Genomic DNA, 15,284 nt, shown 5'->3' on the forward strand with positions numbered 1-15,284 from the left:
AACAATGGGAGCGATGATTCGCTCCCTTTTTTGATCTTATTGAGCTGTTGCTTCAACTAAATCATTCTTTTGACGTGTCAGCAGGATTCCGGCAGCCAAGCCTACAAGACAGAAGATCATAGTCCAGCCAGTCGCAACGAGTGCTTGCTGTGCAAAGAACGCCACCAGCATGCTTGCCATACTACTAACACAGATCTGTATGCTGTTTTGCAGTCCAGCCGCCGTTGCTGGGCTGTTTTGCGCACTCGATAGCGCACGGTTAACCACGATTGGGTAAAGCGCTCCATTGGCCACGGCTACAAAACAAAATGGCAAAAGAACCGGCCAGATAGAGGTCAAGGTGCTTTGGCTCGCAACGAATACTGCGACAACAGCCACCATAAACAACATTAGAAGTACAGGTAATACCTTGCTGTCACCATAGCGCTCTACAGATTTCTTCCCGGCATAGCCACCCACCATAAAGGCGATCGTTTGAGGTATAAAGCTCATACCAATGTCTTTTGCCGAATAACCCAGCTGAGTCATGATCTCTGGCATACCGGTTAAGTAGGCAAAGAATACCGCAGAGGTCATTGAGAATATGATGACATTGCCGATAAAGGTGCGGTTTTTGGTAAGTGAAACCAGATCAGATTTAAAAGAAACGCTCTTAACTGGTTTAGCTTCTTTTGGCTGTCTCGCGGTAACGAATAGCAATACTGCACCAATCATTGCTAACACAACGAAGATACTTTCCCAGCCTAATGTGGTGTTTAGCAACACACCTAGCTGAGGAGCGAGTGCCGGTGATAAAGCCACCAGAGGCATAATAGAAGCGAAGATTCGCTGGCGGTCGTCGGCACTGTAGCGCTGAATCACCATGGCTTGCCAAATAACCGTTGGTGCACACACACCAATCGCCTGGATAAATCTAAATACCAACAGCTGAGAAACGGTGAAGCTTAAGCTGATACCGATAGAGGCAACGGTAAAGATCGCTAGGCCTAACGCAAGAGTGCTTCGTAGGCCAAATCGGTCAGAGAGAATACCCCATGCCAATTGGCCAACTGCTAGACCAACCAAAAAGATACTCAAAGACAGGGCAATAGGCTCAGGGCCTGTTGCAAAGTCGGCTTGCAGAGTTTGGAATGCAGGCAGGTACATATCGGTAGCGATAAAACCAAGCATAGAGAGTAGGGCTAGGTAACCCATTTGTAGTTTGCTGACGGACATTAGAAACCATTTCAGAGAATTAATTTGTTGTCGGGCATTCTAAATTGGCTTAAACAACAAATTAAGCGCTAAAATATGTAGTTATCTATCAAAAAATTTGAAAGCTATGTTATCTCAGAAGAACTTCGAACTATTAGATGTAGTCGCTCGTCTTGGCAGTTTTTCCGCGGCGGCTGAGTATCTGCATAAGGTGCCATCAGCGGTGAGCTATTCGGTGAGGCAAATAGAGCTTGAGCTTGATGTGCTGTTGTTTCGGCGCTTGCCTCGCAGAGTTGAGTTAACACCAGCAGGGGAGACTTTCCTAGAACAAGTACGATCTATGTTGCGTCAAATTGAAGAGGCTAAAGCGCAGGCCAAGCGCACTGCGCAAGGCTGGCAGCAAACCCTGAAGATCACGCTTGATAACATAGTGAAACTGGATAACCTGCAACACCTTATCGATGATTTTTATAAGCAGTTTGATTTTGCTGAACTGCAGATCAACATGGAGGTATTTAATGGTTCGTGGGAAGCCATAGCTCAACAGCGTGCGGATATTGTTCTTGGAGCAACCTCAGCCATTCCAGTGAGTGGCGATTTCGGTATCAAGGATATGGGGAAAATGAATTGGGTATTCGTGTGCTCTCCACTGCATCCCCTGACCCAGAAAACCAGTCTTAAAGTTGAAGATGTGGCAGCTTTTCCTAGTGTAAGCCTTGATGATACGTCTAGGGTGCTCCCTAAGCGGCACCAGACGCTGTTTACTAATCAAAGGCGGCTTCTTACGCCTAATTGGCATACCGCCATAAGATGCGTTAAAGAGGGCGTTGGTGTTGGGTTTATGCCTGAGCACATTGCCAAGGCCTTAGTCAGTAACAAGGAGCTCGTTACGCTTAGTATTGATTTTCAGGCTCCGCCGAGTGAGTGCTGCATGGTGTGGCGAAAAGACAGCAGTAATAAGCTGATTGAGTGGATGCTTAATTATCTGGGTGATGAGGATAAACTTCATCAAGACTGGATAAAGAGCGAATAAAAAAGCAGCCTGTAGGCTGCTTTGGTCATCGAGTTGCTGCAGGCCTTAGTTAACTGTTAGCTAAGAAAGAAGCGGTAGGATGGATTATCCGACTCGTCTTTATAGCCATAGCCTAGCTCTTCTAAGTGACTTGAGAAGCGTTCAATATCATCTTCTGTCAGCTCAAATCCACACAGTACACGGCCGTAATCGGCACCGTGGTTACGGTAGTTGAATAGGCTGATATTCCAATGAGTACCTAACGTACTTAAGAACTTAACTAGTGCGCCTGGGTACTCCGGGAACTCAAAGCTGTATAAGCGCTCTTGCAGTGGTTTTTTCGGCTTACCACCGACCATATAACGCACGTGCAATTTCGCCATCTCATCATCGGACAAATCAACAACCGGGTATCCACCCTCTTGCAGATCGGCGATGATGCTATCAAGTTCAGCCTGCCCTTCAAGTAAGCGAACACCGACAAAGATATTCGCTTGCTCGTCATCGTTATAGCGGTAGTTAAACTCAGTCACCGCGCGACCACCGATCAAGTTACAAAACTCAAAGAAAGCACCTTGACGCTCAGGGATAGTCACCGCCAGTAAGCCCTCACGCTTTTCGCCCAATTCACAGCGCTCTGAAACATAACGCAAACCATGGAAGTTGGTGTTTGCACCAGACAAAACCGTGGCAAGCTTGTTGTTCTTCAGCTCATTTTTCTCTGCGAATTTCTTCAACCCAGCCAGTGCTAACGCACCTGAAGGCTCGGCAATAGCGCGAGTATCCTCGAAGATATCTTTAACTGCGGCACAGATTTCATCACTAGACACCGTAATGTGCCCGTCGATATTCTCGTTACAAAGACGGAAGGTTTCGCTACCGATCTGCTTAACAGCCACACCATCGGCGAACATGCTTACTTGATCTAGGGTAACGGGTTGTCCAGCGTCTAATGCCGCTTTCAAACACGCAGAATCTTCCGGCTCAACCGCAATGACCTTGATGTTTGGCATTAGTTGCTTAACCAATACCGATACACCCGCTGCTAAACCGCCTCCACCAACAGGAACAAAGATGTAATCCAAGTGGCCGTTTTGCTGGATCATCTCCATGCCAATCGTGCCCTGTCCTGCAATCACTAGTGGGTGATCAAAGGGAGGCACAAAGGTATAGCCGTGCAGCTCAGAAAGACGCACAGCCTCAGCCTTAGCCTCATCAAAGTTACTGCCATGCAGTACAACCGTGCCGCCGAAAGCTCGAACGGCGTCGACCTTGATATCGGGCGTCGTTTTTGGCATTACGATAGTGGTATTGATGCCAAGCTTAGTGCCAGAGTACGCCATACCTTGAGCATGGTTTCCTGCCGATGCCGCGATGACGCCTGCCTGCTTTTGCTCTTCTGTTAGGCTAGCGACCATGTTGTAGGCGCCGCGCAATTTGAAAGAGTGAACCGGCTGGCGATCTTCTCGTTTTATCTGAATATCATTGTGTAATCGCTCCGATAAACGAGGCATATCTTGCAACTGAGTTACCGTTGCTACCTCATAGATCGGTGCACGCAGAATTTGGCGCAGATAATCTGCGCCAGACAGTGGGGTAGTAAGACTCATAGTCTTACTCCTCAAACTTAGACTTATCTCTTACCGCGCCTTTGTCTGCACTGGTTGCCATGCTTGCATAGGCTTTAAGAGCAAACGAAACAGAGCGCTCACGAGACACTGGTTTCCAGCCAAGCTTATCTTGAGCTTCACGGCGATCAGCCAGTTCTGCTTCAGAAACAAGTAGCTCGATGGTGCGGTTAGGGATATCGATAGCAACTTGGTCGCCTGATTTTACTAGACCAATAATGCCACCAGCGGCCGCTTCTGGAGAAGCGTGACCAATAGACAGACCCGCAGTACCACCAGAGAAGCGACCATCGGTAAGCAGAGCACATTCTTTGCCAAGACCCATAGACTTAAGGTAAGTCGTTGGGTACAGCATTTCTTGCATGCCTGGACCACCTTTAGGGCCTTCGTAGCGAATAACGACCACATCACCAGACTTCACTTTGCCACCCAGGATTCCGTCTACGGCATCTTCTTGGCTCTCAAACACAACAGCAGGACCTGTGAATTTAAGAATGCTTTCATCTACGCCAGCTGTTTTTACGATACAGCCATCCATCGCGATGTTGCCCTTAAGAACGGCTAGGCCACCGTCTTGGCTATACGCATTTTCTTTGCTACGGATACAGCCTGCTTCGCGGTCGTCATCCAGAGATTCCCAGCGACAGTCTTGAGAGAAGGCTTTAGTGGTACGAATGCCTGCAGGGCCTGCACGGAAGAAGGATTTCACATCCTCAGATTCCGTTTGCATGATGTCGTATTGAGCAAGCTGCTCATCCATTGAAAGGTTAAGAACAGTGCGCGCTTCGTTGTTTAGCAAGCCAGCACGGTTTAATTCACCTAAGATGGCCATTACGCCACCAGCACGGTGCACATCTTCCATATGATAAAGCGGAGTTGATGGCGCGACTTTACATAGGTTTGGTACGCGGCGAGACATCGCATCGATATCTTCCATGGTAAAGTCGACGTCACCTTCTTGAGCTGCAGCGATCAGGTGCAATACGGTGTTGGTTGAGCCGCCCATGGCAATATCTAGAGCTACGGCGTTTTCAAATGCTTTCTTAGAAGCAATATTGCGAGGCAGTGCCGACTCATCGTCCTGCTCGTAGTAGCGCTTGGTCAGTTCTACAATACGTTTACCGGCATTGATGAAGAGGCTTTCACGGTCTGCGTGGGTAGCTAGCATAGAGCCGTTACCCGGCTGAGAAAGACCTAGCGCTTCAGTTAGGCAGTTCATAGAGTTTGCGGTGAACATACCAGAACAAGAGCCACATGTTGGACATGCGCTACGTTCAACTTGCTCGCTTTGCTCGTCAGATACCGTTGGATCGGCACTTTGCATCATGGCATCAACAAGGTCTAGCTTGATTAGCTGATCTGAAAGCTTGGTTTTACCCGCTTCCATTGGGCCACCGGAGACAAAGATAACAGGGATGTTTAGGCGCATTGACGCCATTAGCATTCCCGGAGTGATTTTGTCACAGTTCGAGATACACACCATGGCATCAGCACAGTGTGCATTCACCATGTACTCTACCGAGTCTGCAATGAGCTCGCGTGAGGGTAGAGAGTACAGCATGCCGCCGTGACCCATAGCGATACCATCATCAACAGCGATGGTATTAAATTCTTTGGCGATACCACCGGCTTTCTCAATCTCACCAGCAACCAATTGACCCATGTCTTTAAGGTGAACGTGTCCTGGTACGAACTGAGTAAATGAGTTTACGACAGCAATAATCGGCTTACCGAAATCTTCGTCTTTCACTCCAGTTGCGCGCCATAGAGCGCGTGCGCCAGCCATGTTTCGGCCGTGAGTAGTCGTTGCGCTACGATAGATTGGCATAATTCTTCCTTATTTCTCTGCGTCAGCTGGGTAAACGTAGTCTAACCAGCCCCACTTATCTTCAGTTGTGCCATTAAATAGGCCAAAGTATGTTTCTTGTAGATCTTTGGTGATTGGACCGCGCTTACCTTCGCCTACGACAATTTGATCGACCGAGCGAACTGGAACGATCTCAGCGGCGGTGCCAGTCATGAAGATCTCATCAGCTAGATACAAGGCTTCGCGAGCAATGTTCGATTCAACAATCTCGTAGCCTTTATCGCGCGCCAGAACCATGATGGAATCACGAGTGATACCCGGCAGGATTGCTGCTGTTGCTGGTGGAGTGATGATAACGCCATCTTTAACCACAAAGATGTTCTCGCCAGCGCCTTCAGATAGGTAACCATCAACACTTAGCGCGATACCTTCATCGTAACCATGACGGCGAGCTTCACCCCCAACAAGTAGAGATGATAGGTAGTTACCGCCAGCTTTAGCCGCGGTCGGGATAGTGTTTGGTGCTGCACGATTCCAGCTAGAGATCATAGCATCAACGCCATTTTCCAGTGCTTCTTCGCCTAGGTATGAACCCCAAGGGAAGGCTGCGATGATCAGTTCCATCTCTGAATCCACAGGAGGACAAACACCTAGACCAACATTACCCACAAAACCCAGTGGGCGAATGTAGGCACTTTCTAGTTTGTTTACGCGAATGGTTTCGCGAGTGGCTTCCATGATTTCTTCAATCGTGTAAGGGATTGGGAAGCGATAAATTTTTGCTGAGTTCTTAAGGCGCTTTGCGTGTTCTGGATGACGGAAAACAATTGGGCCTTTAGGTGTGTTGTAACAACGAACACCTTCGAATACTGAAGTACCGTAATGCATTGCATGAGTGAGCACGTGTACGTTGGCTTCTGCCCACGGAACCATTTCACCGTTAAACCAAATAAAATCTGCTGTCTTTGTAGCCATTGCTGCTTTCCTTATGCGCTCACTTTGTGCTGTAAATTGTTGTTAGGGAGTTCGTTGTTGTCGATCTTGATGACATCTACGCTAATCACATCCCATAGTTTTTCAATCTGATTGGTTAAAAATGTGATGGGACGTTCACTGTCGACAATGATCTCCACACTGGCGATCTTGCTCTGATGATTCTGTGTGCCAGCAACCTGACGAACGGTAAAACCACGATGACGGACAACGCGCAATACACGCTCCAACAACACTGGCTTATCATCCGCTTTAATATCTAGTAAGTATCTTTCCATGGTTGCCTCTATTTATGTGTTCTCTAGCATGTCTTCATTGGATGCACCTGGTGGTACCAATGGCCATACGTTTTCTTCTTCATCAATTAAAACGTGCAGTAGATAAGCGGTTTTGCTTTCTAGCATTTCTTTCAATGCAGGCTCTACTTCTTCTTTCTTGGTGATGGTTTTTCCTGGAATATCAAATGCTTTGGCTAGCATGATAAAGTCAGGGTTATCATCAAGGATGGTTTCGCTATGGCGGCCATCGAAGAACAAGGATTGCCACTGGCGAACCATGCCTAAGCGTTGGTTGTTGATTAAGACCATTTTTACAGGGATCTGGCGGCGTTTCAGAGTGCCAAGCTCTTGCACATTCATCATGAACGAGCCATCACCAGAGATGAGAATTGATTGATCATCAGGTCTCGCTACTGCAGCACCCATGGCTGCAGGCAAACCAAAGCCCATAGTGCCTAGACCTGCTGATGAGATAAAGTTCTGAGGGTCGCGAGGCTGAATATGCTGCGCTGCCCACATTTGATGCTGGCCAACATCGGTAGATACCATTGAGCTATCTGGCATCATGTCCGACAGTTGCTTCATCAATAGTGGAGCAAAGATCAAATCACCTGGGTGGTCATAGCGCCATTTGAATCCGCTACGTAGGCTCTCACAGTGATGAACCCAAGGCGTAATATCATTTTCTAGGTGAAGTTGCGGCAAGATTTCACGCATATCACCACGCAAGATAGCGTTGGCATGACGGAGTTTGTTGAACTCTGCTTTATCGATATCTAGATGGATAATCTTGGCATGCGGTGCAAAGGTATCCAATTTACCTGTCACTCGGTCATCAAAGCGCGCACCCACAACGATTAATAGGTCGGCCTCTTGTACGATAAGGTTAGCCGCTTTTGTGCCGTGCATACCCAGCATACCCAAGTAATGTGGGTCATGGCGCTCGATAGTCCCCAATCCTTTTAGGGTACTTACCGATGGCATCGGGTTATCAGATAGAAATTGGCGAACGGTATCAGTCGCTTTAGCCAATTGAACACCGCCACCCACATACAACACTGGACGACGACTCTCACGCAGTAGCGCTTGGGCTAGGCGATAGTCTTCAGGCTGAGGTACAGGCATCATTGGCTGTTGGAATGCAGGAAATTCGGTATCTGGAGCTTGCGCTAGCTGAACGTCTTTTGCGATATCAACGATGACAGGTCCTGGGCGCCCAGCTTTTGCTACTTCAAACGCCTCGGCGAGTGTTGGAGCAAGGTCGTTGATATCAGTAACTAGATAGCTATGTTTGGTGCAAGAGAGAGACATACCAATCACATCCATTTCTTGGAATGCATCGGTACCGATATGAGAACTAGCCACCTGTCCGGTGATAGCAACAACGGGAACAGAATCAAGGAAGGCATCAGCAAGACCTGTTACTAGGTTGGTTGCGCCAGGTCCTGAAGTCGCCATACACACAGCAACATCTTGTGTTGAGCGAGACATACCGATAGCCGCCATTGCTGCACCTTGCTCATGTCGGCAGAGGATATGCTCAACGCCACCATCGTACAGTGCGTCGTAGATTGGCATGATTGCTCCGCCAGGATAGCCAAAGATGGTCTTAATACCTTGCTGGCGAAGTGCTTCTACTACTAATTGTGCACCCGTCATTGGTCTTCTCCCTGTAATGAGGCAAATTGCTGCCTAGTTGTGTTCTCAGTCTTACTGCACATCTTGTGCTCCATTTTCCAATCGTTGTCTCAATGAGACCTTTAAAACTAAAAAAAGCCCCCGAACTTTTCAGTGCGAGGGCTTGTAAATCTTGCTGTGCTAATTTGCGCCTACTCGCCCTCGCGCGGTGAGAATAATCACCACGACAATCAGGTTCACCAGAGAAAGTAGTCGAAGAGTAGGTTGCATAATTCCCAAATAAAGTTGCACAGTGCTTATGCCATTAGTGGTATCACAATTTCTTGCGGCCTGACAAGGAAAAACTCATTCTTTTTTCACTTCCTCACAACAAGTGTACGGTCTAAACCCTATGTGTAGAGCTTAAAATTGGGTGCAATATGGGATTGGCGATAGTACATAGCCGAGCAAGCTTAGGGGTGTCCGCACCCCCTGTCACGGTTGAGGTTCACATAGGTCCGGGTATGCCTGGATTTCAGCTGGTGGGGTTGGCCGAGACCAGTGTTAAAGAGTCTAAGGACAGAGTGCGAAGTGCAATTCTGAACTCTAAGTTTTTATTTCCGAGTCGTAAAATTACCGTTAATTTAGCACCAGCGGATTTGCCTAAAGATGGCGGCCGTTTTGACCTTCCTATTGCTATTGGCATCTTGGTAGCAAGTGAACAGATCCCATTAAACAGGCTGGGCGATACCGAGCTGCTAGGCGAGTTAGCGCTGTCTGGGGACCTGCGCCCCGTCAAAGGAGTTATCTCTGCGGCAATAGCAAGCAATGGTGATGGGCGAACCCTAATCACGCCTCATCAAAATGCTAAGCAGGTGCGCTTGGTTGATGAAGATAGCAACTTATCCGCTCGTAGCTTGCTGCAAGTGGCGGCTTACTTGGCTTCTCAGCAACAGTTGGAATTGGAACCTGAACCAGAAACGACCCTTAACTCTCAGTCTGATATGGATATGCAGGACATCATAGGGCAGCAACAAGGAAAGCGGGCTTTAGAAATAGCGGCTGCCGGACAGCACAACCTGCTTTTTATTGGCCCTCCAGGTACAGGTAAAACCATGCTTGCCTCACGCTTACCCGATCTCATACCACCGATGAGCAAGCAAGAGGCGTTGGAAGTGGCGAGCGTAGCCTCGCTAGTGGGGTCTGACTTAGACAGTAGCACATGGCGAAAGCGTCCCTTTCGAGCGCCGCACCACTCGAGCTCTATGGTGGCGTTAGTGGGAGGAGGCTCCTACCCAAAACCTGGGGAGATCTCTTTAGCCCACAACGGTATTCTGTTCTTAGACGAGCTTGTTGAGTTTGAAAAGCGAGTGCTTGATGCCCTTCGTGAGCCCTTAGAGGCGGGGCAGGTAGCCATTTCTCGCGCCTCAGGGAAAACGAGCTTTCCTGCACAGTTTCAGCTTATTGGCGCGCTAAACCCCAGCCCCTCAGGGTTTTATCAAGGCAGTCAGTGCCAACACACGCCTCAGGCCATACTCAAATACTTAGGTCGTATATCGGGTCCATTTTTAGACCGCTTTGATATGTCTGTAGAGATCCCTTTGCTGCCACTGGGTACTTTGAGTGAGGGTGGAGATAGAGGTGAGTCCACCTCAGACTGTCGCCAAAGGGTGGCTATCGCTAGAGAGGCAATGCTGGTGCGTGCAAATAAGCCGAACGCCTTATTAACCAATAAAGAGATAGAGCGCCACTGTTCGCTAGCAAAAGAAGATACCGAGTTTCTGGAGTTTGCGATTGCTCGTTTAGGTTTATCTATTCGTGCTTATCATCGGATTATTCGGGTGGCGCGTACCATTGCAGACCTAGATCAGTTGCAGAGTATTCAAAAACATCACTTGAGTGAGGCCTTGGGCTATCGCTCTATGGATAGATTGTTGCGATCGCTACACCAACAAATCGCGGGGTGAAATCAATTGCTTATGCTTTATTTACTAATGGGTTGTGTTCTTTTGGTAATGTTTGGAGATAAAAAACAAATCCGACCTCAACACCAGTTATTTAAATCAATGGCATAGCTAGTATAATTAGTCATCACTTTAGTTCTGGTATTTGATTTTAGTTTCACGGTTATGCTCGGTTATCTCATTTTTGTCATCAATGCCGGCTTGGTCATCTTCAATACCGCTCTCAGCTCCATTGCCATCTGCATACTTGCGCTGATCCGAGCTTTGGTGCCTATCTCTTTGATAGAGCAATTCTCCTCCCGTTATGCCAATAAGGTGATGTGGCTATGGGCTACGGTTAATGCCCTGATCTTATCTTTGTCAAACAAGGTAGATTGGCAAGTTGAAGGCGTCGATGGACTGAATTACCACGGCTGGTATTTGATGCTCAGCAATCATCGCAGCTGGACTGATATTGTGGTTCTGTGTTGCGTGTTTAAAGATCGTATTCCCATGCCTAAGTTTTTTCTTAAACAACAGCTCCTCTATGTGCCGTTCTTGGGTATGGCTTGCTGGGCGTTAGATATGCCTTTTATGCGCCGTTATTCCCGAGAATACTTGCTTAGTCATCCAGAAAAACGAGGCAAGGACCTAGAAACTACTCGTCGTTCGTGTGAGAGATTTCAGCATATACCCACTACTGTGGTTAATTATGTTGAGGGGACTCGATATCGCAGCACCAGTCACAATCAAAGCCAATACAAGCATCTATTACTGCCTAAGGCTGGTGGTATTGCTTATACCCTAGCGGCCATGGGAGAGCAGTTTGATAACATTATCGATGTCACCCTTGCTTACCCTGATAATGTTGAAAACCCATTTAAGGATATGTTGATGGGAAAAATGCAGCGCATAGTCGTAAAGGTAAACGTCTTGCCGGTTGATGATCGGGTGCTAGGGGACTACTTTGGCGATAAACAGTTTAAGAAGCAGTTTCAGCTGTGGCTGGGGAACTTGTGGAATAAGAAAGATAAAGAGTTAGACAAGTTATACCGCGAATAAAAAAAGGGGAGCGATGCGCTCCCCTTAATGATTACTTAAGCGTTAATAGGTAATTTACCAAGTCTGTTAGGTCTTTGGTTGATTTAATACCACCCATCTCAACTAGGTACTTGTTGTTCACTACAATTGCTGGAACGCCACGTAAACCACTGTCTTTAAAGTTCTTATCAAAGCGACGAACCATAGAATCTACCGCAAAGCCCTTATACGCAGAATCAAACTTCTTCGCATCAATGCCTTCGTCTAGGAAGATTTGACGAAGCTCATCTTCGTTGCGAGGTGCTGCGTTCAAGTCATGAATACGGCTGAACATAACGGGCACCATTTGGTCTTCTACCTTCAGTGCTACCATAGTCGCATAGGCTTTACTCATAGGTAGGCCCATGTTACCACCCATGAAAGAAACATGAGATTTTTGGAATTTAGCATTTGCAGGCAATGACGCCTTTAGAGACTTCATGATCGGCTCAAACTGATGGCAGTGTGGGCAATAGAAAGAGAAGAACTCATTTACTGTTGGAGTTGATGATGCTGGTAGATCAAGAACCTTGTAGTGTTGGCCTTCGCTAAACTGTGCTGCGTGCGCAGATAGGGTTAAAAACATGGTTGCCACCAAGGCAATCAACTTCTTCATTTGGATACTCCTTCAATAAATAATCTGTTGGGTTTTACCAACTAGGTGTAAGAGACAATGGAGGCTCTTGCAGCACTGCCAATTGCTCTTTAATCGCCAATACCTGACCTTCCCAGTATTTTGCATCATTAAACCATGGGAATGCCACAGGGAAAGCGGGATCTTGCCATCTTTTTGCTAACCAAGACATGTAATGTATTAGACGTAGACCGCGCAAAGGTTCGATCAGTTTCAATTGGTTTGCATCAAAATCGCAAAATTCTTGGTAACCCTCTAAAACAATATCCAACTGGATCAGTTTCTCATGTCGGTCACCGTTCAGCAGCATCCATAAATCTTGTATTGCAGGTCCGTTTCTTGCGTCATCGAGGTCCACAAACATAGGGCCATCACGCCATAGGATATTTCCTGGATGGCAGTCACCATGTAAACGGATAGGCGTATAGTCTGTTTGCCATTGCTCTTCGATAGCAGTGATCAATAACTGCATATCTTGAAAGAATGCGGATTCTATATGTGCTGGGATAAACTGGCTTTGTTTAAGTATATCGCGAGATTGATAGAGGTACTCCTCTAGACTAATTGTCGGCCGATGCTTAAACGTAGGTAACCCTTCACTGACTTTATGAATACGCCCTAAGAATCGACCTACCATTTCGAGTTGGTCATAGTTGTCGACTTCAAACTGACGACCGCCAACACTTTCAAATAGAGTGAATAGATAGCCTTCATGATGATGAAGAGTTTTTCCATCAATGATCACTGGTGGGGCAATAGGTATCTCATGGTCAAGCAGTGACAGGGTAAAATCGTGCTCTTCTTGGATCTGTTGCTCGCTCCAGCGTTGCGGGCGGTAAAATTTCACCACATAGCGCTTCTTTTCTTCGTCGACAAACTGATACACCCGATTCTCATAGCTATTGAGTGCTAAAAAGCCGGATTCGGCGCGAACTCCGATACTGGCCAATGCATACCACATAAAATCAGGGGTCAGAGAATCAAAATTGAATAAAGGGTTCATAGTAGAGGCGTCAGCGACCAATAAAAAAGAGGGTTATACCGCAGTATAACCCTCTGATTACATTAATTCTTGTTAAAGCTGTTTGATGAAGCGACTTTCAACTTCAATGGAGAAGCCGTGCTGGTCCTCTAGCTCAAATTGAATCGTCGTGACCGAAGAACTCAGTTGTTCAGGGTCCATACCAAGACTGATTGGCAGGTTAAACACTTCACCAGGAGAAACATTGATGGTTTGACGCCCATACCATTCAACATCAGTCAGCCCTGAAACATCAAGATTATAGCTTTGAGTTTGTTGGGTTTTATTGATGATCTTTAGGGTATAGGTGTTTTCTATAAAGCCATCGCTGTTGGTTCGATAGAGTTGAGTACGATCCCTGATAACACTCAGTCCGGCGGGCTCTACAGAAGCGATCTGCATAACGAAAAATCCGAGCATCAAAATCATCACCAAACCGTAGCCAATGAGTTTTGGTCTCATGATCTTGGTGTGCGTACCTTCCAGTTTATGTTCTGTGGTGTAGCTGATCAGCCCTTTTGGATAGTTCATGCGATCCATGGTGACATCACAAGCATCGATACAAGCGCCACAGTTGATACATTCGTATTGCAGGCCATCTCGAATATCAATGCCTGTTGGGCACACCTGAACACATAAGTTGCAATCGATACAATCACCTAGACCAAGGTCGCTCGGATTGGCTTTGCGAGCACGAGGGCCCCTGTCTTCACCGCGTTTTTTGTCATATCCAACAATAAAGGTATCTTTGTCGAACATCGCTGATTGGAATCGTGCGTAGGGGCACATATGAATGCAGACAATAGAGCGCATCCATCCTGCATTGGCATAGGTACACACTGCAAAGAACAATACCCAAAAGTAAGTCCAGAAAGTGGCATTGAGAGTGAAAAAATCAAACCACAACTCATTGGTAGGAACGAAGTAGCCAACGAAGGTGAGGCCTGTGAGCAGTGCGATCGTGAACCAAGCAAGATGCTTCAGTGTTTTGCGAAGCGCTAGAGCCGCAGTAAGCGGTTGGGAGTCTTGTTTTTTCCGTTTATTTGCCGCACCTTCTAGCTTCTCTTCAAACCAGATATACATGAAGGTCCAAACGGTTTGCGGACACAAATATCCGCACCACACCCTACCTAAAAAGGTGGTAATGAAAAAAAGTCCAAACGCCGCAATCATAAATAACAGGGCAAGCAGGGTGAGGTCTTGTGGATAGAGAGTAGTGCCAAAGAAGTTGAACTGCTGCTGCCCTATATCCAACAGAATAGCTTGTCGCTCTCCGTATGGGATCCAAGGGACTAATGCGAACAGTAGCAATAAGAACCAAGCCCCATAGCGACGCAGCTTTTGAAATACGCCCTTGCTTGCTCTCACATAAATGCGATTACTTGGATTAAATCTATCCCCTTGGCTTTTATGTGCCTTTGGGTTGAATTCCTTTGCCGTGACATCTTTGATGTCGATACGATCCTTGCTCATTTTACTTTTCCAACCTAAACCTTGGGCGCAGTATATCGAACAATATGAAAATTAATTGTTACATGAGTTACAGAATAGATAGGGACTGATGAACTTTCAGGGTAAGAGGTTGGGCGTACAAGGATTGAGTTGAAGGGGTTAGATGGGTCAACAAAACAGTTTGCTGACCCAGAAGGCCGTTAGTCAATAATGCCACGAGCGCGAAGAAGCGCTGTTTTGAAGTCGTCTTCTTTGTCTTTAGCTAGACCTGGGATCTCTTCTTCTTGTTCACTGTTACGCATCTTAAGATGGTAGATAAGCACGTCATCAGTTAGGTCTTCTAGTTTACCTTCGTAGCTTGCTTCGCTTGCAAGCTTCAGTATGAACTCAACTAGATTAAGGTCTGGATCTTTTGTCCACTCAGGGTGTAGCAATTCAATTAATTCGTTTACGCGATGGCACTTCATGGTCTTCTCCATAGAACTCGAGATGTGTGCATAACTTAACAAAAAGGCTATAAAAAAGATAAGAAAAAAGCGCATCTGAAGATTTCAAATGCGCTTTTTAGTACAGCGAGTAAGACGTTAAAAACAGGTTTCGCGGTATTGAATGAAACTTAGCTTTT

Annotated in this window: 13 protein-coding genes; 3 read left to right on the forward strand and 10 right to left on the reverse strand. The window is 46.8% G+C overall.

The annotated features are described in order from the left end of the window. Positions 1-36: 36 nt before the first annotated feature. Complete coding sequence (gene punC / locus D5I41_RS08160) at positions 37-1,215, reverse strand: purine nucleoside transporter PunC (protein WP_119009398.1); 1,179 nt, start codon at positions 1,213-1,215, stop codon at positions 37-39. A gap of 106 nt (positions 1,216-1,321) precedes the next feature. Here punC and punR point away from each other — a divergent pair, with 106 nt between their 5' ends. Then, positions 1,322-2,227: a DNA-binding transcriptional activator PunR gene (gene punR, locus D5I41_RS08165; protein ID WP_119009399.1), complete on the forward strand. Its 906-nt coding sequence runs from the start codon at positions 1,322-1,324 to the stop codon at positions 2,225-2,227. A 56-nt stretch (positions 2,228-2,283) separates the two neighbouring features. Here punR and ilvA read toward each other — a convergent pair whose 3' ends face one another. Genes ilvA through ilvG form a run of 5 tightly spaced genes read right to left on the reverse strand, consistent with a single transcriptional unit; the run spans position 2,284 to position 8,571 of the window. After that, complete coding sequence (gene ilvA / locus D5I41_RS08170; RefSeq protein WP_102359802.1) at positions 2,284-3,816, reverse strand: threonine ammonia-lyase, biosynthetic; 1,533 nt, start codon at positions 3,814-3,816, stop codon at positions 2,284-2,286. A 4-nt stretch (positions 3,817-3,820) separates the two neighbouring features. After that, positions 3,821-5,662, reverse strand: coding sequence for a dihydroxy-acid dehydratase (gene ilvD, locus D5I41_RS08175; protein ID WP_119009400.1), 1,842 nt, complete (start codon positions 5,660-5,662; stop codon positions 3,821-3,823). Between the two features lie 9 nt (positions 5,663-5,671). Beyond that, positions 5,672-6,616, reverse strand: a complete 945-nt coding sequence (gene ilvE / locus D5I41_RS08180) for a branched-chain-amino-acid transaminase (RefSeq protein WP_017029779.1) — start codon at positions 6,614-6,616, stop codon at positions 5,672-5,674. Between the two features lie 11 nt (positions 6,617-6,627). Further along, positions 6,628-6,912 (reverse strand): acetolactate synthase 2 small subunit, encoded by a 285-nt coding sequence (gene ilvM / locus D5I41_RS08185; RefSeq protein ID WP_017029778.1) that lies wholly within the window; start codon positions 6,910-6,912, stop codon positions 6,628-6,630. A gap of 12 nt (positions 6,913-6,924) precedes the next feature. Then, positions 6,925-8,571, reverse strand: a complete 1,647-nt coding sequence (ilvG, locus tag D5I41_RS08190; RefSeq protein ID WP_017029777.1) for an acetolactate synthase 2 catalytic subunit — start codon at positions 8,569-8,571, stop codon at positions 6,925-6,927. 398 nt (positions 8,572-8,969) lie between these two features. On the opposite strand from ilvG, the gene D5I41_RS08195 reads away from it, so the two are divergent. Further along, positions 8,970-10,496 carry a YifB family Mg chelatase-like AAA ATPase gene (locus D5I41_RS08195; protein WP_119009401.1) on the forward strand — a complete coding sequence of 509 codons (1,527 nt, stop codon included), beginning with the start codon at positions 8,970-8,972 and terminating at the stop codon, positions 10,494-10,496. A 162-nt stretch (positions 10,497-10,658) separates the two neighbouring features. Further along, positions 10,659-11,534, forward strand: coding sequence for a 1-acylglycerol-3-phosphate O-acyltransferase, YihG family (yihG, locus tag D5I41_RS08200; protein ID WP_119009402.1), 876 nt, complete (start codon positions 10,659-10,661; stop codon positions 11,532-11,534). Positions 11,535-11,565: 31 nt separating this feature from the next. Here yihG and D5I41_RS08205 read toward each other — a convergent pair whose 3' ends face one another. From D5I41_RS08205 to D5I41_RS08220, 4 genes are all read right to left on the reverse strand, one after another. Continuing rightward, on the reverse strand, positions 11,566-12,168 hold the full coding sequence (locus tag D5I41_RS08205; protein WP_017029774.1) for a thiol:disulfide interchange protein DsbA/DsbL: 603 nt from the start codon (positions 12,166-12,168) through the stop codon (positions 11,566-11,568). A 34-nt stretch (positions 12,169-12,202) separates the two neighbouring features. After that, positions 12,203-13,189, reverse strand: a complete 987-nt coding sequence (locus D5I41_RS08210) for a serine/threonine protein kinase (RefSeq protein WP_119009403.1) — start codon at positions 13,187-13,189, stop codon at positions 12,203-12,205. Between the two features lie 72 nt (positions 13,190-13,261). Next, positions 13,262-14,680 carry a cytochrome c oxidase accessory protein CcoG gene (gene ccoG / locus D5I41_RS08215; protein ID WP_119009404.1) on the reverse strand — a complete coding sequence of 473 codons (1,419 nt, stop codon included), beginning with the start codon at positions 14,678-14,680 and terminating at the stop codon, positions 13,262-13,264. A 179-nt stretch (positions 14,681-14,859) separates the two neighbouring features. After that, the gene (locus D5I41_RS08220; protein ID WP_017029771.1) at positions 14,860-15,126 is read right to left on the reverse strand and encodes a YihD family protein; all 267 of its coding nucleotides are present in this window, start codon (positions 15,124-15,126) and stop codon (positions 14,860-14,862) included. Between the last annotated feature and the right edge of the window lie 158 nt (positions 15,127-15,284).

The organism is Vibrio superstes (assembly GCF_003569005.1).
GTDB lineage: Bacteria > Pseudomonadota > Gammaproteobacteria > Enterobacterales > Vibrionaceae > Vibrio > Vibrio superstes.